This is a genomic window from Pedobacter psychrophilus (genome assembly GCF_001652725.1).
Taxonomy (GTDB): Bacteria; Bacteroidota; Bacteroidia; order Sphingobacteriales; family Sphingobacteriaceae; genus Pseudopedobacter; species Pseudopedobacter psychrophilus.
This window is the reverse complement of sequence record NZ_LWHJ01000011.1, coordinates 962,417-988,872: the sequence shown is the minus strand read 5'-3', so window position 1 is coordinate 988,872 and position 26,456 is coordinate 962,417. Positions and strand designations below refer to the sequence as shown.

Below are 26,456 nucleotides of genomic sequence, written 5' to 3'. Positions count from 1 at the left end.
ATCAATCCTAATCGATTTTATCATATTTGCAATTATTAAAAATTTAACATGGCAGACGAAAAAATAATCTTTTCTATGGCTGGTGTAAACAAAGTTTATCCACCACAAAAACAGGTTTTAAAAAATATTTACCTCTCCTTTTTTTACGGAGCTAAAATTGGGGTAATCGGATTAAATGGTTCGGGAAAATCTTCGGTTTTAAAAATTATTGCTGGTTTAGATAAAGCTTATCAAGGTGAGGTGGTTTTTGCTCCAGGTTTTACAGTTGGTTATTTAGCGCAAGACCCACAATTAGACCCAGAAAAAACAGTAAAAGAAATAGTTGAGGAAGGCGCAAAATCCGTTACCGATATTTTAGCAGAATATGAAGCAATTAATGAAAAATTTGGATTGCCAGAATATTATGAGAACGGCGACAAAATGGAGAAGTTAATGAACCGTCAAGGAGAATTACAAGACCAAATTGATGCAGTTGACGGCTGGGGATTAGATACCAAATTAGAAAGAGCAATGGATGCTTTACGTTGTCCGGAACCAGATACTAAAATCGCGACTTTATCTGGAGGAGAACGAAGAAGGGTTGCACTTTGTCGTTTATTAATTCAAAAACCTGACGTTTTATTATTAGATGAACCGACCAATCACTTGGATGCAGAATCTATTGATTGGTTAGAACAGCATTTACAACAATATGAAGGAACGGTTATCGCCGTTACCCACGATAGGTATTTCCTGGATAATGTGGCGGGTTGGATTTTAGAATTAGACCGTGGTGAAGGTTTGCCATGGAAAGGAAATTACAGCAGCTGGTTAGAACAAAAAGCAAAACGCTTAGCACAAGAAGAAAAAACGGAAAGCAAGCGTCAAAAAACTTTAGAGCGTGAATTAGAATGGAGTAAAATGGCTCCAAAAGCTCGCCATGCAAAATCTAAAGCCCGTTTATCCAACTATGAAAAATTAGCTTCCGAAGAAACAAAAGAAAGAGAAGAAAGATTAGAGCTTTTCATTCCTCCAGGCCCTCGTTTAGGAAATGTAGTTATTGAAGCAACCAATGTAACCAAAGCTTTTGGCGACAAAGTTTTGTTTGATAACTTAAATTTTTCATTACCCCCAGCAGGAATTGTTGGGATTATTGGTCCTAATGGTGCGGGTAAAACAACTTTGTTTCGCTTAATTACTGGACAAGATCAACCAGATAATGGAACTTTTAAAGTGGGAGAAACTGTTAAATTGGGCTATGTAGACCAAAGTCATGATGATTTAGATGCGGATAAATCTGTTTGGGAAAACGTGACCGGCGGTTTAGAAAACATCCCTTTGGGAAACCGAGTTGTAAATTCCAGAGCTTACGTTTCTCGTTTTAATTTTAACGGTGCAGATCAGCAAAAGAAAGTGGGAGTTTTATCTGGAGGAGAAAGAAACCGTGTCCATTTAGCAATTACTTTAAAAGAAGGAAGTAACGTTTTGCTATTAGATGAGCCCACAAATGATATCGATGTAAATACTTTAAGAGCTTTAGAAGAAGCTTTAGAAGATTTTGGAGGTTGTGCTGTAGTGATTTCTCACGATAGATGGTTTTTAGACCGTATATGTACACATATTTTAGCTTTTGAGGGCGATTCTCAAGTTTATTTTTTTGAAGGAAACTATTCTGATTACGAAGAAAATCGCAAAAAACGTTTAGGAGATGTTGCTCCTAAAAGGATTAAATACAGGAAATTAGCTTAATTCCTGTTTAAATTTTGAGACTTATCAGATAAAATAAATTTGGAAAGTCTCATTTTTTTATCTTTAAAAAAATTGAAGATGAAATCTATCTTTTGCATTATTTTTACGCTTTTCTCGTTTACAAGTTTTTCTCAAATCCTAAATTCAAGTTTTGAGGATCATCTTTCCTCATGGAATTTAAGGGAAATCAATCATTTTTCTTTTTCAGTGGATTCTAATGAAAAATATTCTGGATCTAAATCATTAAAAATAACTGGGCAACAGACTACATCCACAGATTATATTCCTTTTTCACAATCAGTTTTAATCGATGTAAATCATCTACAAACTATTAAAATCAGTTGCTATATAAAGACAGAAAACTTAAAAGGTAATGCTGCATTATGGTGCCAAGTTTGGGATAAAAATGATAAAAGAATAGGTTTTCAAAATTCTGAAATGCAAAATGTTTTTATAAATGGAAATACAAATTGGGAAAAGTATATCTTAACTGTAACGGCAGATTCTTCAGTAAACAAATTGGTCTTAGGCGGTTATTTAAGCGGAAACGGAACAGCTTGGTTTGATAAATTGGAATTAGAATACACTAGTGAAACCGACTCTTCTAATTCTCCTGAAATAAAAATGTTTATTACCGATTTTAACAACATCATTAAAAACAATTCTATTTATACCGATTTTTTAGATTGGAAAAGAATCGACAAAAATATAAGAGAATTATCAAAAGGACTTAAAAGTGTTAATGACGCAAATGTATTAACAAATTATATGATTGATCAGCTTAGAAAAGCAGGAGACAATCATTCGTTTCTACAAACCAAAACCGTAGCGCAAAATTATACCAAAACCAACTCAACACCTCTAAAACCAAAATCCAAATTACTAGGCAATAACATAGGCTATATTTATGTACCTGGTTTTACATCAACTAATGATAGCATTTCCAAATTATTTATTGATACCATTCAAAATCTAATTAAAGATTTAGATACCCGGCAAAAAATTAAAGGTTGGATTGTAGATTTAAGAGATAATACAGGAGGAAATATGTTCCCTATGATTGCTGGTTTAGGCCCTTTAATTGGTGAGGGAACTTTAGGGTATTTTATTAAAAAAGATACCGACTTTAATATGAACAGTAGGTGGTATTATGAAAATGGAATTGCAGGTAACGGTAAAAATATTTCACTTACAAAACCTTTAAATCCTTATCAGATTAAAAAACCTCAACAAAAAATAGCGGTTTTAATAAGCCCAAAAACAAGCAGTAGCGGAGAAATGACGGCAATTTCTTTCATCGGAAAAAAGAATGTTAAACTTTTTGGGCAACATACTGGAAGTTATACTACAGGAAATGTAAGTTTTATACTTTCTGATGGCTCTGCATTGGTTTTAGCCTGCTCCTTAGTTGCAGACCGTAATCAAAAAAAATACTTAAAAGGAATTGAACCGGATGTAATCACTAAGAACTCCAATAAAGAATTTGATGAGGCAATTAACGTTGCAAGCTCTTGGTTGCTCAATTAAACGTATGTAAATTTTGCTGAATGGTTTTTTTTAAATCATCCCTAACGCCTACTTTATCTGCAAAACTTAACCACTGTTTTACTATCTCATTAATTGTATTTATAACTTTCTCGGCTTTTTTAATATTGTTAGCATCAGCAATAGTCATTAAATCTTCTTTAGAAATGTTGCGATGTTTGCCATTAACACTTAAAGTTTGCTGATTAACCCAAACATTATTAGGATCAAAAGCGTAACAAACATCGTAAGCTGGCGCTAATTCCCATTTTTCATTTTTTTTCATCCTAAAAGAGAAATTCTTAGTATGGTCATCACAATTGGTAGCCAAAACATTAAAAACCATTCTTTTAAACATTTGCTCTGCTTCTGGATAATTTAAACGCAGCAATCGCATAGTTTGGAAAACCTGCTCATAACCATAACTAAATAGATTATTATAATCAAAATGGTTAATGCCGCAAAGGGTTTGTACATGATGTTTGATATTATTATCCCTATCAAAACGCTTAGTCATAAAATGCGCTCTTGCTCCCTCTTCTAATAATTTACAATCCGACATTTCTATTCCACATTCGGTTGCCATTAAATAATAGGCATATTCTACTTTTCCCCAACCACTACTTTCTCCAAATTGTGCATCAAAAACACCATCTAATTTTATTAACCAATGCTCAAAACCTTCTGGGACATCTGTTTGTCCAGAACGGACTTCTCCAGTTTGCTCATTATAAGCGATGACCGCTTTTGGCCTGGCCCCTCCTGCCGATGTTCCAATCTTTAAAATTTGGGTCAAAGCCTCTTCATCATCATTGCTTAAATTTGTTTTAAAAGCTTCTTTATCTGATAATAACTTTTGGGCAACATCTACTAAGTTATCCAGTTGTATGGCAAACGTACTGGTACTTGCAGAAACTTGTGATGGTTTAAATTCTAATGCTCCCATTGCCCTGGAGCCTATAAAACAAAGCTGTTCAACAGGGTTCATGCTATTTACCGACCTGCCTTGTTGCGCCAGCCAAATGTTTATCAATTGATTACCATATCTATCCGGTAAAACATCTGCCAATAAACCCGGCAAACCTTTAAAAGTATCTACTGTATTATCCTTATTTTTTCTTAATTCTGGAAAACTATATATTCTTGCCCCATTAGCTAAAGGCATTTTTATAGGTGATAAATCCCATCTTTTTTTAAAAAATATAGGTGCATATTCAAATGTTGCTAATTGCAAATCTTGATTCCATTTTACTGCACCAACTAATTCTCCCCAAATTCTTATCTCCGCTACATCTACCATGATAATTCATCGCTTTCGCCAACCCTATTATTATCTTTTTGGGGTGATGCTTTTTTTCTAACTTTTTTCTTCATTTTAGCATAAGCCAGCGGACTTATCTCTTCTGTAACATCAAATGTATCTATCACATATAATAAATCTAAAACCCTTAGTACTCTTATAAAAGTATTAAGCGTAGTTTGCCCATCCCGCTCTAACAGGCTTAATGTAGAACGACTAATACCTGCCGCATCCGCAACTTCATCTTGGGTTCTATTTTGTTTAATCCTATGATGAGCAACAAATTTTCCAAATTGAGCTACTAAAACTTTATCACTTGATGATAATGATTTTTTGTACGATATATCATTCATAAAGCTATAAAAACATGTTTAATGTCTATTTTATCATTCAAATATACGAAAATAATTTTATTATAATAATGTATTAATTATCATTCATTAATTGATAATTATAGTATATATGAATGATTAATCATACAAATTTAAGTTTTAAATTATATTTGTGAAATAAAATGCTTTATTTAAATTGCAAAAAATAAAGACAAATAGCATGACTTATATACCAAATCAAAATCGTTACCAATCTATGCAATACCGCCGCTGTGGAAATAGTGGAATTAAGCTTTCTGCACTTTCATTAGGTTTGTGGCATAATTTCGGCGGGGTTGATGTTTTTGAAAATTATCGTAAAACACTTCATTTTGCTTTTGATAGCGGCATTACACATTTTGATTTAGCCAACAACTACGGTCCGCCCCCAGGATCGGCAGAAGAAAATTTTGGCAAAATCTTATACCAAGATTTTAAAAATTATAGAGATGAAATGATCATTTCTACGAAGGCAGGTTATACCATGTGGGATGGTCCTTACGGCGATTGGGGTTCAAAAAAATATTTAGTTTCTAGCTTAGACCAAAGCTTAAAGCGAATGAATTTAGACTATGTAGATATTTTCTACCATCATCGTCCAGATCCGGAAACACCTTTAGAAGAAACGATGGCCGCTTTAGATTTAATAGTAAGACAAGGGAAAGCCTTATATATTGGTTTAAGCAATTATGAAACGCCAGAATTTGAAGATGCTTTAGCCATTTTAAAACGATTAGGAACACCATGCTTAATCCACCAACCCAAATACTCAATGTTCGAGCGTTGGTCTGAAGAAAGCTTATTAGATTCTTTAGAGAAACACCAAATAGGCTGTATTCCCTTTTCACCGTTAGCGCAGGGTTTGTTAACCAATAAATACCTTCATGGAATACCTGAAGATAGCAGATTGGCAAGACCAACAGGCTTTTTAACAGAAGACTACGCCACATCAGATAAAATAGAAAAAGTAAAAAAACTCAATGAAATAGCGATTAATCGTGAACAAACTTTAGCGCAAATGGCCATTGCCTGGTTATTAAAAGATGATAGGGTAACAACTGTTTTGGTTGGAGCTAGCAAAGCATCTCAACTGGCAGATTCATTAAAATCTTTAGATAATATTTATTTTGAGGAATACGAGTTGAAGGAGATTGATGAGATTTTAAAAGGATAATAAATGGATAACCTTCGGGTTATCCATTTATTAATTATTTGAAGACCATAATTTATAATTTACCCATAAACTTTTCCTCCACACCCAAACCAAAAAGCGCAAAATCATATTTCACAGGATCAATAGGATCAAGCTGTCTTAAATTATCAGTTAGTTCTAACGCAGTTTGCCAATCGGTTTGTTTTCGGGTAATTAAACCGAATTTTCTACCTACCCTATCTACATGTAAATCGCAAGGGCAAATCAACTGGCTAGGTTTAATGTGATTCCATAGCCCAAAATCTACTCCACAATTATCTTTTCTTACCATCCATCTTAAAAACATATTTAAACGCTTACAAGTTGACTTTTGAAGTGGAGATGAAACATGTTTAATGGTTCGTCTGGGATAATCAGGCAGAGAAAAAAAGTAATTCCTAAAGTGGTTCAAATGCAGTTCAATAGTTTGATTATTTTCAAATCCATCCATAAAAAAAGCATCCTCTAAAGAATCGAACTTAGAATAGTGAGTCTTAAAAAATTCGATAAAATAAAGTGTGTCTGTGGCGTTAAAGGTGCGGTGTTTAAAATTCAACAACCGCTTCAAATCTGTATCTTGATGGTTCATGATAAAATCAAAAGGCGAACCGTCCATCAAATCAATCAACTCTTTACATTTATTGATGATAGTCACTCTTTGACCCCAAGCCAACATAGCTGCCCAAAAACCCATAATTTCGATATCCTGCTTTTTTGTAAAAAGATGAGGGATAGAAACTGGATCTAAAGTTATAAAATTAGGTTGGTTGTATTGGATAACCTTTTGATTTAAAAAATCCTCTATTCTTTGTAGTTTGTGATTCAATTGTCTCGGTAAATATTAAATATCAAAATTAATCTAAAAACCTCGCAATCATATCCAATTCTTTATATTTGAAATTAATTATCATTAAAATGAGAAAAATCCTTTATTTATTTGGCATCCTTTTATCGCTAAATGCTTGCTCTCCCAAAATAAATAATACTGTTGTTTTAGACGATTTAAAAGAACTTTCTAGCGATAAATATGAAGGTCGCAAAACAGGTACAAAAGGAAATGATATGGCTGCAAATTTCATTATTGATAAATTTAAAAAAGTAGGTTTAATGTCTTATCATGATAATTATAAACAACCAATAGAATTTAAAAACAAAGCTGGAGAAACTATAAAAGGAAATAATATTGTTGGATATATTAAAGGTAAAACCGATAAAGTAATGGTGATTTCTGCTCATTACGATCATCTAGGAATAAAGGATGGTAAAGTTTTTAATGGCGCAGATGATGATGCAAGTGGTGTAACAGCAGTTTTGGCTTACGCCGATTATTTCTCAAAACATCAACCAAAATACACGATGATATTTGTTGCATTTGATGCAGAAGAAATGGGATTGCAAGGCTCAAAGTATTTTGTGGCGCATCCTCCAGTAAATTTAAAAGACATCGCCATCAACATCAATATGGATATGATTGCACATAACGATAAAAACGAACTTTATGCTTGTGGTACTTTTCCATTTCCAAACTTGAAACCCTTTATTACCTCTCCAAACCAAAAACCAAATATTCTTTTTGGGCATGATGATCCAAAAACGGGTCGTGAAGATTGGACTTATCAAAGTGATCAGGGTTCATTTTATGCCAAAAATATTCCATTCATATATTTTGGAGTTGAAGACCATAAAGATTATCACAAAGAAACAGACGAATTCCAAAACATCAATCAAGACTTTTTTGTAGGTGCTGTAAATTCTATTTTGGAAGTGATTAAAAATATCGATAAGAATTATATTGCGCCAAATAGAATAAGAGAAGACATTATAATGAATTAATCTAATATTTGAATTTACCTAAGATTTTTTCTGCCTGATCAATTTCAGATTTTAAACCACTCAGTTCCATTTTTAAAGCATTTACACTCATTTGTATCTCCCTAAAAGAAATATAAAGTGAGATCATCAACAAGAAAAGGCTCATCCCAAAAACATATTGAGCTAATTGTGCTTGCTGATAATACATTAAGAACATACATAATACACAAAAAAAGAAACTCACAATTCCGCAACCCTGCATATTCCTGATTAGAAAAATTCGTCTTCTAAGATTGGCCATTTGCCCTAATAAGTTTTGATCTTTTGTTTGGATATATTGGGTTTTCATCCCTCTTATAATACTTGCCAATGCCAAAAATCTGTTGGTATAAGCCAACAGCAATAAGGAAATTGCCGAAAATAATAACGCTGGTGTGGTTAGGGTAAATTCCATTTTAAAAGATTGCTATTATATTAATCAACTTTTTATTCATCTCAAAATTATCACCAACATTTTTACCAATCAATAATTTACCAATTGGCGATCCAGGCGAAATCATAAAAACAGATTGATTTTCAATCTTAACTTCCCCTAAACTAACTGTAATAAAAAATGAGCCGATATTTGTAACCACCAAACTACCTAATAAAATTTGAGGAGATCTATTTTGAAAAGCTAAGTTTTTGAGGTTAAATAAATGCTGTTGGTTAATTGCAAATTGCTGCTCTAACCTATTAATTTCTTGTTGAGACATTTCTCGACTAGTTTCATATTTATCGCCCATGCTACTTTTAGAATCATTGGCAATTCCATCTCTTAAAGCAGCTATTTCCTTTTGTAAATTAGATTGTTTATCCAACAAAAGCGACAAACCATACTGGTAAACCTTCTCTTTAAATTCTAAATCCATAGAGAAATCTTAGTCACCAATCATTACTCCTGGCTTATTTACTAAAGGCACTTTTATAAAGTTTGATTCTAGAATACTTTCTGGTAAAAAAATAAACTTTTTATCAAAAATTTCTTTACCAATGTAATAACTCAACCAATATTCATTATTCAAACCAAAAACCTCTTCATCAATAGCTTCCACTTTGGCAAAAGATTTCGCTTCCACCTTTTCTATCATGTGCCTAAGGGTTGATGTTTTAACTTTCTCACCATTATTTAAACCATAACCTTTTGAAGTAATCAAAACAGTTTCGATAATGGTATCTTTTAAATTGATGAGATAAACATTCCATACTTTACTTTCAGGAGTTTCAGACTCTAAAACCACAGCGATAGAAATATCTTCTACCAAATTTTGGGGAAGGTCTTTCTTCATGCTTATTTCTTTTTTGCAAATACCTTTTTAGCAGGAGTTTTTTTGACTGGTGCTTTTTTGGCAGGAGCTTTTTTAGCAGCTGTTTTTTTAGTTTTTGGTTCAAAAGCATCTGGCACTTGCTCAGTGATCAGTTTTTTAACCTCATCTAAAGAAATACTCTGTAAATCTTCTGGCGTATATTTTTCTCCAGAAACAGGATTTTTGCCAAGTTTCAACATTGCTTTTCCAAATCTGATAAAAGGTCCCCATCTTCCATTTTCAACAGCAATTTTTTCTTTTTCCCATTGTTGTATGTAGCGATTTGCCTCTTTTTCTAGTTTCGCACTAAGCAATTCATCTATTTCAGCCTTAGAAAGATTTTCAAAATTATATCTCACGGGCACATTCACAAAAATATCTTTCCATTTCAAAAATGGACCAAATCTTCCTTTTCCCTTTGTGACAGGTTCACCTTTAAAAGTAGCAACTGGTGCGTCGGCTAATTTCTTTTCTTCAATAATGGCAATCGCAATTTCGTTATCAACAGCTAAAGCATTTTGATTTTTTGGTAATGAAACATAGGTTTCTCCCCACTTTACATAAGGTCCAAATCTTCCAACTCCAACAGAAACTTCTTTTCCATCATAATCATTTAAAGAAAATGGCAGTTTAAAAAGTTCTAAAGCATCTTCTAAATTAACAGATTCTATTGATTGAGATTTTAGCAAACTGGCGTAAATTGGTTTTTCCTCATCATCGGCTTCGCCAATTTGCACCATTGGTCCAAATTTACCAATACGGGTATAAACGTTTTTACCTGATTTTGGATCTATCCCTAATAAACGTTCTCCGCTTGCTCTATCTGCATTTTCTAAGGTATCCTGAACCTCAATATGAAAAGGCTTATAAAAGTCTTTCAGCATCTTTGTCCAATCCTTTAAACCATGCGCAATCTCGTCAAATTCCTTTTCTACGTTAGCTGTAAAATGGAAATCTACAATGCCTTTAAAATGCTCTACTAAAAAATCATTCACCACCGCACCAATATCTGTAGGAAATAATTTTCCTTTATCTGCACCTGTAATTTCTGATTTTGTCTGTTGTTTTATTTCTCCCTTTTTTAAGGTTAAAACTTCAAAGTTTCTTTGCTTTCCTTCCCGCTCTTCTTTAGAAACGTATCCTCTATTTTGAACCGTAGAAATGGTTGGTGCATAAGTAGATGGTCTTCCAATTCCTAATTCTTCTAATTTTTTTACTAAAGCAGCTTCAGAATATCTTGCCGGCGGGCGAGAAAATCTCTCAGTTGCTGTTAACTCTTCTAAATTTAATTTTTGTTGAGGTGTTAATGGAGGTAAAATTGAATTATCAGAATTATCATCTAACTGTTCTTCCTCATCATTACCTTCTAAATAAACTTTTAAGAAACCATCAAATTTAATGACCTCTCCATTTGCCGTTAATTCTTCTTTTCTGGTACTGATGCCAATTTTTGCAGTTGTCTTTTCAATTTGTGCTTCACTCATTTGAGAGGCAATTGCCCTTTTCCAAATCAGTTCATACAAACGTTTTTCAGAAGCATCGCCATCTGTTAAAGTATGCCACTCAAAATGAGTTGGACGTATCGCTTCGTGAGCTTCTTGTGCGCCTGCAGATTTAGTTTTAAACTTTCTTTGCTCAAAATATTTATCTCCGTAAGCAGATTTTATTTCTTGTGCAGCTGCATTTAAAGCAGTATCAGAAAGATTAACCGAATCAGTACGCATATAGGTAATCTGACCAGTTTCGTATAGTTTTTGCGCAACCGTCATAGTTCTTGATACAGAAAAACCTAGTTTTCTAGCTGCTTCTTGTTGTAAAGTGGAAGTAGTAAAAGGTGCAGCGGGATTTCTTTTTAAGGGTTTAACATCTAAAGTGTTTACTTTAAAAATAGCGCCATTGCAATCTTCTAAAAACTTTTGAGCGTCCTCTTTTTTATCAAATTTTGAGGAAAGTTCTGCTTTTAATATCTCTTTTTTATCGGTAGAAAATATGGCGACAACTCTATAAGCTGCCGTACTTGTAAATGCATTTACTTCTCTTTCTCTATCTACAATTAATCTTACCGCAACAGATTGTACCCTTCCGGCTGATAATGAAGGCTTTACTTTTTTCCACAAAACTGGTGAAAGCTCAAAACCTACCAATCTATCTAAAACCCTTCGGGCTTGTTGAGCATTTACTAAATCGTAATTAATTTTTCTTGGGTTTTCAATCGCTTTTATGATGGCTGGCTTTGTAATCTCGTGAAAAACGATACGCTTTGTATTGGCTTCTGTTAAGCCTAAAGACTCATATAAATGCCAAGAAATGGCCTCTCCTTCCCTGTCCTCATCCGATGCTAACCAAACCATTTCTGCAGATTTCGCTAACTTTTTAAGTTCTGCAACTAGAGCTTTTTTATCAGGAGAAATCTCGTAATGTTGCTTAAAATCATTATCAACCTCAATAGCACTATCATCCTTTCTAAGATCACGAATGTGGCCATAGCTAGATTTTACCATGAAATCTTTCCCAAGATAACCTTCAATAGTTTTTGCTTTTGCCGGAGATTCTACGATAAGTAAGTTTTTAGCCATTTAGATTTGATTTTAACGCAAATAAAGGATAATATATTTAGTAATCCCAAAAAAGATAGGATTAATAAGGTTTTAAGGATTGAATGTTGGTTGTTTTTTGAAGCTAAAACTTTGTTCTAATCAAATTTATAATAATCTGAATTATACAACGAAAATATCGTAGTTATTTGATATATTCGTATTAATGAAAAAGTTGACGTTACAAGAAGAAGAAGCCATGATTACAGTATGGCAAATTGGTAAGGGGTTTATTAAGGATTTTATGGATGCCCTACCAGAGCCAAAACCACCTTATACCACTTTAGCATCAACAATTAAAAACCTAGAAAAAAAAGGATATTTAAAAAGCGAGCGTTTTGCAAATGCCAATAGATATGCGCCTGCTGTTAAAGAATTAGATTATAAAAAGAAGTTTATGAAAGGTTTTGTAGAAAACTATTTTCAAAATTCTTATAAAGATTTGGTCGCCTTTTTTGTTAAAGACAATAAAATAAGCGCAGAAGAACTTAAAGACATTATCAATTTAATTGAAAACCCTAAAGAAAAATAAATGTATCCAGTCTTTTTAATCTTGATGAAGATAAATTTTGTACTCTTACTTTTTACGGGTGCATATTATTTGATCTTAAAGAATTTCACTTTTTACAACCTTAATAGGTTTTATTTAGTTTTTGGGATTATTTTTTCCAGTCTGTATCCTTTCATCAACCTTACTGATTTCTTTTATCGTAACCAAGATAATTTTGCTACAGTTGGTAAAGTGGTTAAAAGCATAAATAAAGAGCCAATCATCAAACCACAATTATTCGTAGATTTTTATGGGATTATCATCACTGTAATCATTATCGGAATTATCACTTTTATGTTAAGGCTGTTTATACAGCTTTATTCTCTTTATCAAATTCATCAAAAAACACAATTAGATTATCTTAATAATTTAAAAATCAGAATATTAAAAGACAAAGTTTCTCCTTTTTCTTTTTGGAGAACCATTTACATCAATCCATCTATTTATTCTAAAAACGACCTCAACACTATACTGGCTCATGAGAAAATTCATGTTGAACAATTGCATACTTTGGATATATTAATTGCGGAATTAAGTACAGTTTTCTACTGGTTTAATCCTGGCATTTGGTTGATGAAAAAGGCCATAAAAGAAAACATAGAATTTATAACTGATGATAAAATCTTAAATAGTGGAATTGATAAAAAAGAATATCAATATAGTTTATTAAGTGTAAATAACTTAAAACTCCAAACAAACCTGGTGAATAGTTTTAACTTCTCTGACATCAAAAAACGAATCAGCATGATGAATGTTAGAAAATCTGCTAAAAGCAAAATCATTTCCTACGTTATTATTTTACCATTATTGTTGAGCACTTGTTTAGCATTTACCGTTTCCATTGTCAATAAAGAATCAATAGCTGATTTTACCGCCCTAAAGCCACCATCAGATTTTGTAAATAATATTAATAAAACGGTTTATCAAAAGGAAATACAAAAATCCCCTAAAAAGTTAACTCTATCCGTTAAATTATTAAAGGTTTCAGTAGATAGTAGCGGAGTAAAAAATTCTTTGGGCTTAAATAGTATTTCATCTTTAACAATTGATGAAAAATTGGGTTTAGAAGATACCTCTGAATATAATCCTACTATTTTGATAGCAAAATTGAATACCATTTCTGATAAACTTCGTAAAAATATTACCGATTTAAAAGATGTAAGTGTAGACAATATTAAAATTGGAATTACTCCAAATGCTGGAACTGCAAATTATAAGATTAAAAAGATAGCTTTCATCAATGTAAATAACCATCCGGAAATTAATCCACAAGATTCCTCTAAAATTACTTATTACCTAAACGGAAAAATATTGGATAGTAAAAACCTAGACCTCATTAAAAGTAGTGATATCAAAAAAATAAGCGTCCAAAAAAATAAAATTACAGGTACAGGAATTATGATAGAAAGTAATTAAAAGTTAAAGGCGGCTTTTATTAATACCATTCTTCCTAAAATTTGATATTGACCTTTTGATAAGGAATTTGAGGACACAAATACGGTTTCAAAAGTTTTTATATTCCCTAAATTGTTAGCGTTAAGTTCAATATCAGTTTTAAATTTGACCCACCTATATTTTAAATTAACATCTGCGAAAACATAACTTAAATCTTTTTGAGATGATTGCTGGGTATAAATCTGCTCTGCAGATAAATTTAAATAGACATTATTAAGCAAATTGTAAGATAATGTACCTTTTTGATTGAGCTGATTTACCTTGTTTTTAATGTCTTTAACAGATACCGTCTTGCTTAAATTATGGTTATAATTAGCTTTATAACTGACATTTATCTTCTTACTTATTTTAGTATCAAAACCTAAATTATAGGTGTTAGAAATATTTGAAAAAGGCAATAACTCGTTATTTTGAAACTGGTTAAACTTACTAAAGCTAGACTTAAAGCCAATATTAAAAGTGGTTTTTAAAGGAAAAAGATATTTACTTGCCCCAATCTTAAAATCAAAGCTTTGTATGGAGTTTTCTAGAGGTATTTGAATGCGTTGTTGAGTGTTGTCTGTAATCTGATAAGATGATATCGTGTTTAAAATAGAATTTGAATAATTAACACTTGCATTTAAAAAAACCATTTCTATCGCTTTACGATAATTAAATACGCCCGAAAACGAATTTGTTCTGCTCTCATTAATCGGTGAGTTATTACTGGAAAGAGAACGATAATTTGTTAAAATATTACCCTGATAAATATCATTAATGCCTCCTAAACTATTCATAAAACTATAACTTGCTAAAAAATAGTTTTCAATGCCCGATTGTATCTTTGCAGAAAATTTCGGATTAATAAATAAGCGATTTAGGCTATTCTCAAATCCTTTTGAAACATCTTTATAATCGATAATATTATAGCTAAACGGAATAGCAAATGAAAGTTTAAATTTATCACTTACATAATCATAATTTGGCTCTAAAAATAACTTTGTTTTATTCCAATTAAGCTGGTTTATATAATTCTCTCCTAAAGAATTAGGTTGATCATTTCCCAAGATTTGATAAAGTTGGGTGTTTAAACTTTGATTTTGATAATTAAACCCAGCTTTATAGGTTTGGATAAACTTATCTTTGACTAAAGTGAAGCTTGCATAATTATTAGTAAAAAAAGTTGGAAGATCTGCGTTCTGGAATAAACCATTATAAGGTTGATTATTATTGATAAAAGCCTGATTTAAACCTGGCTTAACCAGCAAATTTTCAGGTTGATTACTGCTGTTGATGTAAGAATAAAAATTAATCATCTGCTCAGATTTAAACTTTTTTCTCCAACTTAAATCGTTAGAAAAATTTAAGGTTTTTTGACTTAAATTCTGTATTGCAGCCACATTATTGATGATAAAATTTGAATAAACCTTTTCTGGCGCATAATCTAAAACCAAAGTGTTATTTAAATAATTATTTTCCTCGTTCCAATTGATATTAAACTGTGTCCTTAATTTTTGAGGTTTAAAACGATTATCCTGAGTTTCGGAATATTTAAAAGTGTCTTGTGATAAATAAGTTTCTGATGACCTTTGATAAAACTGTGTTTGCGAATCGTTTAAATAAGAAATATTGGCTTTAACTGATAAATCATCACTAAACTTATAGAGGTTGTTAAAATTTGCAACGCCAACATTATTAAATAATGTTCTGTTTTGTGGCAACATAGGAACCGAAGATAAACCAGCAGACAAAAAATTATCAGGTCTGTTATTTTCTACACCCTTTAAATAATCAGTTAAATTATGTGATATTAAATCATTAGCTAAATTCTCCCCAACATTATTGGCCTTTAAACTATTAATAAATTTAACTTTTCTTTTGAACATCATACCGGTAAAACCCACATCAAAATTTTCTGGCATTCCTCCTCCTACCTTAGCATCACCTATCAGTTTTAATTTTGCTTTATCTGTAGTCACCAAATTAAGTGCAACATCATCACTCGTATTATTTTTACGAAGCATTTTAATAGGCTGATCTTTTTCTATCACCTGTACTTTATCAACGGCACCGTGAGGAATTGCTTTAGTAGCAATGTTATATTTATCATCTAAAATATTATCACCATCCACATAAAGATTAGAAATACCTTTGCCATTATAACTCACTTTACCATTGTCTGCAACTTCTATACCCGGCATCTTTTTTAGCACATCGCCAATACTTCGATCTTGTTTATCGGCAAAGTCAGAAGTTTTATAGTTTAGGGTATCTCCATTTGTGGTAAGTGAAGGTCCGTTTTTTACTACTACAGTAGGCAAATCTATGGTACTGCCCTTTAATATAATGATATAGCTTTTAATTTCGGACTTTATTAAAACAGATTTTTTCTGATAACCAATACTGCTTACTTCAATACTGTAAAGTGGAGTCTCTGTTTTAGAAATAAGCTTAAATTCACCTTTGTCATTTGTTCTGGTAAAATTCAGCAACCCACCCTCAGTACTTTTCAGCAATACACTGGCAAAGCCAATAGGTTTGGATAAACTGTCAATTACTTTGCCTTCAATAACTATTTGCCCACAAACAGCATTACATATACCTAACAAAAAATAGAGGATTAATAAGTACTTCATTAATTAATAGCTGGAAGTTCTATAGGGTTATTCATTACCGGAACTTTTGCACCACCAGTTTTTGAATTAGAAACTGAACTAATCCTTATATCACCGCTCATTCCCATAGCAGCCATTTGGGTCTTAGCAAATCCTTGGGGATCATCTTTTTGTGCTTGCTTTAGCTTTTCAAAATCCTTTCTAGAAGTTTTTATGCCCTCTTTAGGGAGTGAAATATCAGACCCCATATAGTCGAATTTATCACTACCCATAATCATCACTTTATTCTTTAGATCAGTTTCTTCCTTTTCTTTTAGGGCTGCTATTACTTTTTCCAAGTTGTTAAATAAAAACTGAACTTCTTTTTTATCATCATAAGCCTCTAAAATAAGACCTGGTAAACCATTTAATTTCCAAGGCCCTGTGCTAAATGGCAGATCAGATGCAAACCAGGCAATCCAATTTCTTCCCTTGAAATTAGCAGTTGCTTTTTGGCACAAGAAACCTCCTATACTCATCGTATCTTTCTCAATGCTCCAATTAAAAACTGGAATAGGTTCTTCTATTAGGTAGTTATTGATCAAGCGCTCCTTCACAAAAAATTTTCCTTCGCTAGCAAAAGTAAAATAATCAACATTTGTAGTTGGCCTGTAACCTAAACTCGATACATTGATCTTCATATTATTACTACCCTCCTGGTTTTTCATTTGCTCTTCCACTTGTTTCTTCATTGCAATATCTCTATTGATTTTGTCAAAACTAGTGTAGATGGAAGCATTTTTTCCAATCACTAAAAGCATTTCCTCTTTACGCGGTTGCTCTTTAAAGTTGGTATCAATAATATGAACGTAATTATAATTTGCCCTAAGCAAAGCAATGTCAGGTTGTTGGGCAAAACACTTTAACCCAATCAAGCATACTAATAATAAATAAATCTTTTTCATAACTTTTACTAATTTTTCATAAAACTACGAATATATCGTAATATAAAAAATCCATTAACACATTTTAACAATTAAGATTCAGTTTTGGCTAAAACCACAGACAACATTTAAAAGGCTTCCCTATTATTTTAGGATAAATAAGAGTTTTGGGCGTTTTAACAGGCTATTCACTATATCTTTTTTTGCCATTTGCGTATTGGACAGGGCAAAAAAAGGATGTCGTTACTATCCCTAACGCAAAGAAAAAATAACAGTAATTTTCCCGAAAAGAAAAATTTTAGGATTTCTATTTAAAATATAGATAGATTAGGTAAATAAAAAGCAAAAAAAACCCATTTAATAAAATTGATTTCAAACCATCTTGATTGTTATTCCAATACTCCTTAAAAGTAAGTTTTTTAGGTTTCAAATCTTTAACCCCAAGATTTATCTGGTCGTAAAAGAATCTAAAATTTTTATAGTCATTTGGCATTAAAGTATTTAAAGTCCATTTATCATTATCCTTTGATACTATTGTAGTTCTATAGTTTGTATAAACATGTAAAGTCCTAGTATTCATTCCAGTACCATCTCTAAGATTGGAAGATATTTCATTATCATTATAATAGATTTCGGAGATATCCGCAATCGAAAATAAAATTTTCCCTCTGAAAATACCTTGATTTAAAATTACATGATTATTGGTGATTATTAAATTTTCTAATTGTAGAAATTGAAGAATTCCAGAAACTAAAATCAAAAGAAGAAAAATAATTATAAAAACATACCAAAAATCGATGACTTCTTTTGGTAACATTAGTATATAAGGTAAAATAATTAGAGGAATTAATATCGCTGAGAAGTAATTTATTATAAAATACAATCTTGGAGAAGTAGAATATAAGATTAAATCAGAATTAACTTTTAAATTTTTAGACATTAGGAATTAGCCATTTGTATATCTATTAAAATATGTTTGAAATTAATAATTCAACTGAGATTTCTAAATAATTTTTAAAATCAATTCTCTCTCCTTTTTTAATTTTCTGTTAAACACATAATCTAAATTTTAGACATTTCAAGTTCAAAAACGTAAATTTGAAATCCTGTCGAAGGATATAAATCCAATTTCATGCAAGATACCACCATATATAAACCAAATAATAAAATCAGATTTGTGACCGCTGCTTCGCTTTTTGATGGACATGATGCCACCATCAACATCATGAGGAGAATTTTGCAATCTTCAGGTGCAGAAGTGATTCATTTGGGGCATAACCGTTCTGTAGATGAAGTAGTGAATTGCGCCATTCAAGAAGATGTGCAAGGTATCGCCATGACTTCCTACCAAGGCGGGCATATCGAATATTTCAAATACATGTTCGATTTATTACAGGAAAGAAACGCTTCTCATATCAAAATTTTTGCTGGTGGCGGCGGTGTGATACAACCCGATGAAATAAAAGAATTAGAAGCTTACGGTATCAATAAAATATATTCTCCAGATGATGGACGCAGAATGGGTTTGCAAGGCATGATCAATGATATGCTTATAAAAACTGATTTCCCCACCATCACCAAATTAAATGGAGAAATTAAAACATTACCCAATAGAAATGTAAAATCTGTTGCTTCGGCAATTTCTGTTGCAGAAAATTTCCCAGCGGCGGCTGAAGATTTTTTAAAAGAAGTAAATAAGTTAATTGGCAATAAAACCATCCCTGTTTTGGGAATAACTGGCACAGGCGGTGCCGGAAAATCTTCTTTAGTAGACGAACTGGTTCGTAGGTTTTTGGTAGAAACCGATAAAACAATGGCCATTATTTCTGTTGATCCCTCAAAAAGAAAAACAGGTGGTGCGCTTTTAGGCGATAGAATCAGGATGAATTCTATCAACAGTCCAAGGATTTATATGCGTTCTTTGGCTACACGTCAGGCTAATTTGGCCTTATCAAAATATGTTCAAGAATCTATAAATATTTGTAAAGCCGCAGGTTTTGATCTGGTAATTGTAGAAACTTCCGGCATCGGCCAGTCTGATACAGAAATTACGGAACATTGCGATGTTTCTTTATATGTAATGACGCCGGAATTTGGTGCAGCTACACAACTGGAAAAAATTGATATGTTGGATTTTGCCGATATGGTGGCCATCAATAAATTTGATAAACGTGGTGCACAAGATGCTATTAGGGACGTAAGAAAACAATACAAACGCAATCATAATATATTTGATGCTAAAGATGAGGAACTTCCCGTTTATGGCACAATGGCTTCCCAGTTTAATGATCCCGGCACCAACAATCTATTTTCTGCCCTGATGAAAAAGATTACCGATAAAACGGGAATCGATTTTAATGCAAAGATGGATTTTACAAAAGAAGAATCAGAGAAAGTTTATATTATTCCACCAGATAGAACGCGTTATCTGGCAGAAATTGCAGAGGCTAATCAGGCTTACGCCGAGTTTGTTAATGCGCAAAGTAAATTGGCTCAACAACTTTTTCAGTTAAAAGGAACTATAGAAATTTTAGAAAATCATCAGGCTAAAGCCGAGGAAATAGAAAGTTTAAAACAGCTTTACGCCGATATTGAAGAGCGTTTAGATGGAGAATGTAAACGACTTTTACGCCAATGGCCAGAAACTGTAAAGCAGTATAAAGAAGAATATTTTATCTACAAAGTGAGGGATAAGGAAATCAAACAATCTTTATTTTCAGAATCCTTATCAAAATTAAAAATCCCAAAAATTTCTTTACCGAGATATGAAGCTTGGGGAGATATTTTAAGATGGTTATTAACCGAAAATTTACCTGGTGAATTTCCTTATGCAGCCGGAGTTTTCCCATTAAAACGTGAAGGAGAAGACCCTACACGTATGTTTGCAGGAGAAGGCGGACCGGAACGGACCAACAAACGTTTCCATTATGTTAGTTTAGGTCAGCCAGCAAAAAGACTTTCTACCGCTTTTGATTCGGTCACTTTATATGGCGAAGACCCGCATGAACGTCCGGATATTTATGGTAAAATAGGGAATTCTGGTGTAAGCATCGCCATTTTAGACGATGCTAAAAAATTATATTCTGGTTTCGATTTATGTGCTGCATCTACCTCTGTTTCCATGACTATCAATGGTCCTGCACCAATGCTTTTAGGTTTTTTCATGAATGCTGCTATAGATCAGCAATGTGAAAAATACATTATTGAAAATGGCTTAGAGAAAGAAATCGAAAAGAAAATTGATGCCATTTATAAAGATAAAGGTAATACAAAACCACATTATGAAGGCAAATTGCCCGAAGGTAATGATGGTTTAGGTTTGATGTTACTTGGCTTAACCGGCGATCAAGTTTTGTCAGCTGATATTTATGAGCCTATTAAGGCAAAAGCGATTGCCACAGTACGTGGAACAGTGCAAGCAGATATTTTAAAAGAAGACCAAGCGCAAAATACTTGTATTTTTTCAACAGAATTCGCCTTGCGGATGATGGGTGATATCCAACAATATTTTATCGAAGAAAAAGTCAGGAATTTCTATTCTGTTTCTATTTCTGGCTACCACATTGCAGAAGCCGGTGCAAATCCAATTTCACAGCTTGCCTTCACGCTCTCTAATGGTTTTACTTTTGTAGAATATTATTTAAGCCGTGGAATGAATATTGATGATTTTGCACCTAACCTTTCCTTCTTTTTTTCTAACGGAATTGATCCAGAATATGCTGTTATAGGAAGGGTTGCCAGAAGAATTTGGGCAAAAGCCATTAAACATAAATATAAAGGTAACGACCGTTCTCAAAAATTGAAATATCATATCCAAACTTCTGGAAGATCTTTACATGCTCAAGAGATAGATTTTAATGATATAAGAACCACGTTGCAAGCACTTTATGCTATTTACGATAATTGCAATTCTTTACATACCAATGCGTATGATGAGGCAATCACCACTCCTACTGAAGCTTCTGTTCGTAGGGCAATGGCAATCCAATTAATCATTAACAAAGAATTAGGCTTAACCAAAAACGAAAATCCTTTGCAAGGCGCTTTCATTATTGAAGAACTAACCGACTTGGTAGAACAAGCAGTTTTAACAGAATTTAAACGCATTAATGACCGCGGTGGAGTTTTAGGAGCCATGGAAACCATGTACCAACGCAGTAAAATACAAGAGGAATCTTTGTATTACGAAACCTTAAAACATACCGGCGAATTCCCAATTATTGGCGTAAATACATTCCTAAATAAAGAAGGTTCATTAACTGTTTCTCCCGGAGAAATCATCAGAGCGACAGAAGAAGAAAAGCAATTACAAATCCATAATTTAAAGACTTTCCAGGATAGAAATGCGGATAAAACCGAAAGCTTATTAAAAGATTTACAGCTTAAAGCCATTCATGGAGAAAATATTTTTGAAGGATTGATGGAGGCGACTAAATATTGCTCTTTGGGACAAATTTCTAATGCATTATATGAAGTTGGTGGTCAGTATAGAAGGAATATGTAGGTATTTAGATAAATGATAAAGAAGAAATAGTTAAGTATTATTATTAAAGAACTTCATTTTTAATACCTAGCTTTTCATTCAATAATGTTTCATTATTGGCTTCAAAAATAGGTCTGTGAAACTCATTGAGTTTTGACAAAATGTTCAATAGAAATATTTTTTCCTGTTCATTTAGATCACCAGCAACTAAATTTCCCATTTTCTCTAGTTGATCTTTTACAGCGTTTAATTCCATAAAACCAGCAGTAGTTAGCTCTAATAGTTTACTGCGTTTATCATTTGGATTATTAGATTCCTTAATCAGATTTTGACCAAGTAATCTTTTTAGCACCTCGTTTCCTGAAGATTTTTCGTTTAAACTCTTTCGGATAACCGCTGCTTTTGTTAATTGCTTATTTGGTAATAAACTCGCTATAACACTTAAATCATCTATAGAATAAATTAAAGAATTTTTAAAAATTTTTCTAGAATAAAATAAGGCATACTTATACATGAAATAGATGTACATGGTAATTGCTGGCTTTGTTTTTTCTGATAAAATCATGTCTGGTTGTTTTATGACTTTTAACTCTTCAGAAAGCCAAAGGGCAAAATTTTTATCATCCCAATTCTCACCCTCCTTAAGTTGATCTTCAAATTTTTCTGACCAATCAATCAACTTTTTTATGTTATCGTATGTTTTCATTTAAATTATTTCATAAATAAATTAAGTTTTATATAATGATTAATATTATTAATTTTGGCAAAAATTAGTATTATATAAAACTATTTAGCAAATCTATAAAATATATTATAATGAAATCCATTTTATTTAAAGCTTTCATAACTTCTGTTTGCATCTTCTTAATGGCAGAAGCTACATATGCACAAAAAACAGGTAGCATCAGCGGAACAGTTATCCAAAAAAACACAAAACAGTCATTGGTTTCAGCAACTATTAATCTTGCAGGAACTACCTTATCCACAACTTCTGATTCCATCGGAAGATTTAGAATTTTAAATATTCCAGTTAAAACATATAACCTAGTTGTAAGTTCTGTAGGTTTTAAAACTTTTACACTCTATAATATTGTTGTAAACAGTGGGAATGAAAATGTTTTTAATATCGAGCTTGAAGAAGATGCAGTGGGTTTGGGAGAAGTGGTGGTTACCATAAACAAAAAAAGTGTTGTTGCAGCTTCATTAGAAACACCATTAAGTGTTCAGCGTTTAACTGCTGAGGAAATAAAAAGTAACCCAGGTGGTGGTTTTGATATTAGTAAAGTGATTCAAACTTTGCCAGGCGTAGGCGGTGGACAAGGTGGAGGTACATTTCGTAACGATATCATCATCAGAGGTGGAGCTTCTAATGAGAACGTATTTTATTTGGATGGTATTGAAGTTCCTGTTATTAATCACTTTCAAACCCAAGGAGGAAGCGGTGGTCCGCAAGGGATATTAAACGTATTTTTTATTGAAGATGTAAAACTAAGCACATCAGCTTTTGATGCTAAATATGACAATGCATTAAGCAGCGTTTTTCAATTTAAACAAAAAGTAGGTAATGCGAATAAATTTCAAGGAAATGTTAGGGCAAGTATTCTAGAAACTGCTTTAACTCTAGAAGGTCCCTTATCAAAAAATAAGAAAACCACTTTTTTAGCTTCTGCCAGAAAATCCTATTTCGAGATTTTACGTTCGGCAATTGATGCACCTTTCTTACCAAATTACTCTGATTTTCAAACAAAAATTACCCATAAAATCAATGACAAGCTAACTTTTAATTTTATAGGAATTGGAGCTGTTGATAATTTTAAATTTGTTGCCACAAAAGATATCACTCCAGAAAAACTGTATCAAATTAATTCAAATGCAGCCATACAGCAATGGAATTATACCGCAGGCGCTTCTCTAAGGAAAAGCCTTTCTAATGGCTTTTGGAATTTAGCTTTAAGCAGAACAAGATTTAATAATAACCTTCAAAAATTTGAGGATAATGAAAACCCAACACCAGCAACTCAAACTTTAGATTTTGTAAGTAACGAAATTGAAAATAAATTGAGATTTGATATTAACAAATTCAAAAACGGTTGGAAATTATCTTATGGTGCTTCTACCCAATTGGCACAGTTTGATAATAACACCTTTGCGGTCATTCAAAAAGAAGTAAGAAACTCAAGCAATGTTGTTGTACAACCTGCCATTAATCAAAATTTCTCAAGTCCGTTAAACCCTTTTTTACGCTTTGGTGCCTTTGTACAATTAAGCAAAAGGGCTATGAATGATAGGTTAGGCATAAGTGGTGGTTTGCGTACAGATATGAACACCTTTACCACCAATGGGATGAATGGTTTACAAACGTTATCACCAAGAATTTCTTTCAGTTATGTTTTAGCCGATAAATGGACAGCGAACGCAACGACAGGTATTTATTATAAATTACCAGTTTATACCCTTTTAGGTTATGCCGATAATAATAATGTACTGGTAAATCAAAATGCAAAATATACAAGAGCAACCCACTATACATCCGGCTTTGAATTTTTACCAAATGAAGGATTACGTTTTACCTTAGAAGGATTTTACAAGCAGTACGGTAATGTAGCACTATCTGTAAGAGACGGTATTTCTCTAGCCAATTTGGGTACTGATTTTACAGCCTTAGGAAATGAAGCCGTAAACACAAACGGAAAAGGGAAAGCGTATGGTTTAGAGTTTTTTGTACAAAAAAGTTAACAGAAAAGTTTTTTGGCATTCTTTCTTACACCTATTACCGCAGTTTATATAGTGGGGTAAATAATCAATTGATAGCTAGCACATGGGATAATCAACAATTATTATCGATTACTGCTGGTTATAAGTTTCCTAGAAATTGGGAATTAGGATTAAAATTTAGATACCAAGGCGGCGCACCTTATACCCCATTTGATCAGGCCGCATCCAGGTTAAATTACTCATCACAAGGTAAAGGAACATTAGATTTTTCTCTGCTAAATACGCAACGCTTAGGAGGCTTTAATAGTAGCGATATCAGAATCGATAAAAAAATTAACCTCAATAAATTCACCATCGATTTATTTTTAGATGTTACCAATTGGTACTTAACTAAAAACCCAGTTATACCAGAATATACCTGGCAAAGAACAACAGATAACAGAACCTTTAAAACAACAGATGGTTTAGCTATTAAAGCCGATGGAAGCAATGCAATCCCAACTACTGTAAAAAATGATGATGTTAGTTTTATACCTACTATTGGGGTAATTATAGAGTTTTAATTTACTGAAAAGACTTTATTGCTGAATTATTTTTCCCTTTCATCTCCTGCTTCCACATTGGCATTTGATCAATTAAACCGTATAATGTAACCGATGTAATAATTTCATTAGAACTAAAATTGGGCAATCCAAAGTCATATTTCAATTTAAATAGTGGAATAAAAATTAGATTTAAAATTTACCAGCCTCCTGTTCGACATGTTCCGCAAAACATGCCGAACTTCTTAATAGCAGGATATAATACACCAAAAAAAGTTTAACAAATTTCTCACAACGAGACTTAAATATTTGCCGATTCACATGAATTATTTAATTAACTTTATGTTGCTCATATCCCCACAAGCAAACAAAATTAGATGTATTGTGGGGGATTTATTGCACATATATATAAGTTATAGGGCATTTTAAAGACCGACACGAATGAAACGAAAAATATCTATATTAATAATCTTACAGCTAAGCACTTTAATTGCTTTAGCACAGAAACCTAATACAACTAAATCAGTTACCGACTCGCAGGACATTATTACCAATTTAAAGAAAACAGTTGACCAAAAATGGATAAGACCAAATCCTAAATTGAAACCGACCAAACTTTCTTTTTTTAACACAGAAAACGCACAAAAATATTTTGTTGGTCTTTTACAAATCAGTGGATTTGGTATACCATTCACATGGGACGACGACTTTACATTAGTAGGCTTCCTATCTAACCTAGACAAGAAGATAAACGTAAAAAAGGGAACTGAAGCTGACCCGATTTATAAAGGAACAAAAATAAAATGGAGAAATGACATTAATGGACTTGTTTGGTTCAACGGCAAAACGTATAAATCGACGGTCGACAATTGGCACCTATTTGGAATAAACGACTGCCCAGGGACAATAATGTTCCCAAATCTTTCATTCAAGAAAGTAATCGAAATCCCGAATGCGGTTACAAACAGTATCCAAGGCTTGTCAATTTTGCCCTATGATGAAAATATAAAAATTAAGAGTCATAAAACCACAATGACTACTGAAAACGGCAAAATAATTCAGGGAATTGGCTACGACCTAAACAACGATTCAATTTTTGATGTTTTCAGTTATGAAGAAATCACCACTGGTTATAAAAGGCTTTATTTAAATATAGGCGGACAGTGGAAATGTAAATGGATACACCTAGACGAAGAGTGTATCTAACTGGCAAAAGAAAAACGCCCTATAACAGCAAATTTGCACAAAAATGGCTGACAGTGGTTTACGTCAATTCATCAGTTATTTATTTAATTTAGTGCGGTGCGACAATGGTTCTGCAAGCAAT

The 26,456-nt window shown here is 32.6% G+C and carries 21 protein-coding genes; 10 read left to right on the top strand and 11 right to left on the bottom strand.

What is annotated here, in order from left to right:
- Positions 1-48: 48 nt before the first annotated feature.
- Both ettA and A5893_RS04730 read left to right on the top strand, forming a co-directional pair.
- Entirely contained in the window at positions 49-1,728 is a 1,680-nt protein-coding gene (gene ettA / locus A5893_RS04735; RefSeq protein ID WP_068821369.1) for an energy-dependent translational throttle protein EttA, read from the top strand.
- A gap of 78 nt (positions 1,729-1,806) precedes the next feature.
- Positions 1,807-3,255, top strand: coding sequence for a S41 family peptidase (locus A5893_RS04730; protein WP_068821368.1), 1,449 nt, complete (start codon positions 1,807-1,809; stop codon positions 3,253-3,255).
- On the opposite strand, the gene A5893_RS04725 is transcribed toward A5893_RS04730, so the two are convergent.
- The gene (locus tag A5893_RS04725) at positions 3,248-4,552 is read right to left on the bottom strand and encodes a type II toxin-antitoxin system HipA family toxin (protein WP_068821367.1); all 1,305 of its coding nucleotides are present in this window, start codon (positions 4,550-4,552) and stop codon (positions 3,248-3,250) included. The genes A5893_RS04730 and A5893_RS04725 overlap by 8 nt on opposite strands.
- Positions 4,546-4,905, bottom strand: coding sequence for a helix-turn-helix domain-containing protein (locus A5893_RS04720; RefSeq protein ID WP_068821366.1), 360 nt, complete (start codon positions 4,903-4,905; stop codon positions 4,546-4,548). Before A5893_RS04720 ends, A5893_RS04725 begins: the two co-directional genes overlap by 7 nt.
- Before the next feature lie 199 nt (positions 4,906-5,104).
- On the opposite strand from A5893_RS04720, the gene A5893_RS04715 reads away from it, so the two are divergent.
- Positions 5,105-6,097 (top strand): aldo/keto reductase, encoded by a 993-nt coding sequence (locus tag A5893_RS04715; RefSeq protein ID WP_068821365.1) that lies wholly within the window; start codon positions 5,105-5,107, stop codon positions 6,095-6,097.
- A 52-nt stretch (positions 6,098-6,149) separates the two neighbouring features.
- Here the strand turns inward: A5893_RS04715 and A5893_RS04710 are convergent, their stop codons facing one another.
- Complete coding sequence (locus A5893_RS04710) at positions 6,150-6,941, bottom strand: TIGR02757 family protein (protein ID WP_068821364.1); 792 nt, start codon at positions 6,939-6,941, stop codon at positions 6,150-6,152.
- 89 nt (positions 6,942-7,030) lie between these two features.
- On the opposite strand from A5893_RS04710, the gene A5893_RS04705 reads away from it, so the two are divergent.
- The gene (locus tag A5893_RS04705; protein WP_068821363.1) at positions 7,031-7,948 is read left to right on the top strand and encodes a M28 family peptidase; all 918 of its coding nucleotides are present in this window, start codon (positions 7,031-7,033) and stop codon (positions 7,946-7,948) included.
- 1 nt (position 7,949) lies between these two features.
- Here A5893_RS04705 and A5893_RS04700 read toward each other — a convergent pair whose 3' ends face one another.
- The 4 genes from A5893_RS04700 to topA are packed head-to-tail and all read right to left on the bottom strand — an operon-like array spanning position 7,950 to position 11,849.
- Entirely contained in the window at positions 7,950-8,381 is a 432-nt protein-coding gene (locus A5893_RS04700) for a DUF2721 domain-containing protein (protein WP_068821362.1), read from the bottom strand.
- 1 nt (position 8,382) lies between these two features.
- Complete coding sequence (locus A5893_RS04695) at positions 8,383-8,838, bottom strand: GreA/GreB family elongation factor (protein WP_068821361.1); 456 nt, start codon at positions 8,836-8,838, stop codon at positions 8,383-8,385.
- Between the two features lie 9 nt (positions 8,839-8,847).
- Positions 8,848-9,255 carry a hypothetical protein gene (locus A5893_RS04690; RefSeq protein WP_068821360.1) on the bottom strand — a complete coding sequence of 136 codons (408 nt, stop codon included), beginning with the start codon at positions 9,253-9,255 and terminating at the stop codon, positions 8,848-8,850.
- A gap of 2 nt (positions 9,256-9,257) precedes the next feature.
- Complete coding sequence (topA, locus tag A5893_RS04685) at positions 9,258-11,849, bottom strand: type I DNA topoisomerase (protein WP_068821359.1); 2,592 nt, start codon at positions 11,847-11,849, stop codon at positions 9,258-9,260.
- 184 nt (positions 11,850-12,033) lie between these two features.
- On the opposite strand from topA, the gene A5893_RS04680 reads away from it, so the two are divergent.
- Together A5893_RS04680 and A5893_RS04675 are read left to right on the top strand one after the other, a co-directional pair.
- Entirely contained in the window at positions 12,034-12,399 is a 366-nt protein-coding gene (locus tag A5893_RS04680; RefSeq protein WP_068821358.1) for a BlaI/MecI/CopY family transcriptional regulator, read from the top strand.
- A gap of 24 nt (positions 12,400-12,423) precedes the next feature.
- Positions 12,424-13,833, top strand: a complete 1,410-nt coding sequence (locus tag A5893_RS04675) for a M56 family metallopeptidase (RefSeq protein ID WP_157687443.1) — start codon at positions 12,424-12,426, stop codon at positions 13,831-13,833.
- Here A5893_RS04675 and A5893_RS04670 read toward each other — a convergent pair.
- From A5893_RS04670 to A5893_RS04660, 3 genes are all read right to left on the bottom strand, one after another.
- On the bottom strand, positions 13,830-16,487 hold the full coding sequence (locus tag A5893_RS04670) for a carboxypeptidase-like regulatory domain-containing protein (RefSeq protein ID WP_068821356.1): 2,658 nt from the start codon (positions 16,485-16,487) through the stop codon (positions 13,830-13,832). The two genes, A5893_RS04675 and A5893_RS04670, sit on opposite strands and share 4 nt — an antisense overlap.
- Positions 16,487-17,410, bottom strand: a complete 924-nt coding sequence (locus A5893_RS04665) for a GLPGLI family protein (RefSeq protein ID WP_068821355.1) — start codon at positions 17,408-17,410, stop codon at positions 16,487-16,489. The genes A5893_RS04670 and A5893_RS04665 overlap by 1 nt, the downstream gene beginning before the upstream one ends.
- Before the next feature lie 286 nt (positions 17,411-17,696).
- The gene (locus tag A5893_RS04660; RefSeq protein ID WP_157687440.1) at positions 17,697-18,206 is read right to left on the bottom strand and encodes a hypothetical protein; all 510 of its coding nucleotides are present in this window, start codon (positions 18,204-18,206) and stop codon (positions 17,697-17,699) included.
- 315 nt (positions 18,207-18,521) lie between these two features.
- On the opposite strand from A5893_RS04660, the gene A5893_RS04655 reads away from it, so the two are divergent.
- Complete coding sequence (locus tag A5893_RS04655; RefSeq protein WP_068821353.1) at positions 18,522-21,893, top strand: methylmalonyl-CoA mutase family protein; 3,372 nt, start codon at positions 18,522-18,524, stop codon at positions 21,891-21,893.
- A gap of 43 nt (positions 21,894-21,936) precedes the next feature.
- Here the strand turns inward: A5893_RS04655 and A5893_RS04650 are convergent, their stop codons facing one another.
- Positions 21,937-22,578, bottom strand: coding sequence for a MarR family winged helix-turn-helix transcriptional regulator (locus A5893_RS04650; RefSeq protein WP_068821352.1), 642 nt, complete (start codon positions 22,576-22,578; stop codon positions 21,937-21,939).
- A gap of 110 nt (positions 22,579-22,688) precedes the next feature.
- On the opposite strand from A5893_RS04650, the gene A5893_RS04645 reads away from it, so the two are divergent.
- The 3 genes from A5893_RS04645 (at position 22,689) to A5893_RS04640 (ending at position 26,335) form a co-directional block, all read left to right on the top strand.
- Positions 22,689-24,608: a TonB-dependent receptor gene (locus A5893_RS04645; RefSeq protein WP_198342262.1), complete on the top strand. Its 1,920-nt coding sequence runs from the start codon at positions 22,689-22,691 to the stop codon at positions 24,606-24,608.
- Between the two features lie 68 nt (positions 24,609-24,676).
- Positions 24,677-25,150 carry a hypothetical protein gene (locus A5893_RS17820; RefSeq protein WP_198342261.1) on the top strand — a complete coding sequence of 158 codons (474 nt, stop codon included), beginning with the start codon at positions 24,677-24,679 and terminating at the stop codon, positions 25,148-25,150.
- Positions 25,151-25,570: 420 nt separating this feature from the next.
- Positions 25,571-26,335 (top strand): hypothetical protein, encoded by a 765-nt coding sequence (locus A5893_RS04640; RefSeq protein WP_068821351.1) that lies wholly within the window; start codon positions 25,571-25,573, stop codon positions 26,333-26,335.
- The last annotated feature ends 121 nt before the right edge of the window (positions 26,336-26,456 follow it).